Here is a 650-nt window from a genome sequence, read left to right as displayed (position 1 = left end):
GATCGGGAGAGCTCCGCGATGCGGTCGACCTCGCCTTCCATCAGGATGACGAAGGGCGGATAGCCTTGTTCAACCGAGCCGGCCGCGACTTCGACCGGCAGACTGCCGCCGCCGGCAATGATGCCGACCCTGGAGCCCGGCGGAAGATCAAGACGCGCTGCCGCTGTCTCAGTCTTCGTCATCGACGTCGTCGCCATCGCCGCCCTTGAGCGACGGCACAGCATAGTGCCGCTTGCCGCGACTGGTGATGAAATCGATGATCTTCATGGCGGTCGGCGACGACGCGAACTCCGCCTTGGCGAACTCGATGTTCTCGCCAACAGTGCGGGAACGATCGAAGATCATCCTGTAAGCCTTGCGCAGCACAAGGATTTCGGACCTCGGCAGGCCGGAGCGCTTGAGCCCGATGATGTTGAGACCGCGCAAACTGGCGCGGTTGCCGACCGCTATGGCGAAGGGGATGACATCGCCGACGATCGCGGAGCAACCGCCCAGAAAGGCGTTGTCGCCGATGCGGACAAACTGATGCACTGCGGTCAGGCCGCCGATATAGACGTTGTTACCGACCTCGCAGTGGCCGCCCAGCGTTGCGCCATTGGCGAACGTCGCATTGTTGCCGACGACGCAATCATGGGCGATATGGGCGTAGG

The 650-nt window shown here is 62.9% G+C and carries 2 pseudogenes; both read right to left on the bottom strand.

Annotated features, from left to right (window positions below):
* A pseudogene (locus tag EN925_RS38600) lies at nt 1–182 on the bottom strand (DUF1009 domain-containing protein); the annotation flags it as partial.
* Nucleotides 169–650 (bottom strand): annotated as a pseudogene (locus EN925_RS38595) (acyl-[acyl-carrier-protein]--UDP-N-acetylglucosamine O-acyltransferase); the annotation flags it as partial. The pseudogenes EN925_RS38595 and EN925_RS38600, both read right to left, overlap by 14 nt.

The organism is Mesorhizobium sp. M7A.F.Ca.US.006.04.2.1 (genome assembly GCF_004022915.1).
Taxonomy (GTDB): Bacteria; Pseudomonadota; Alphaproteobacteria; order Rhizobiales; family Rhizobiaceae; genus Mesorhizobium; species Mesorhizobium ciceri.
This window is presented reverse-complemented; position numbering and strand designations above follow the sequence as displayed.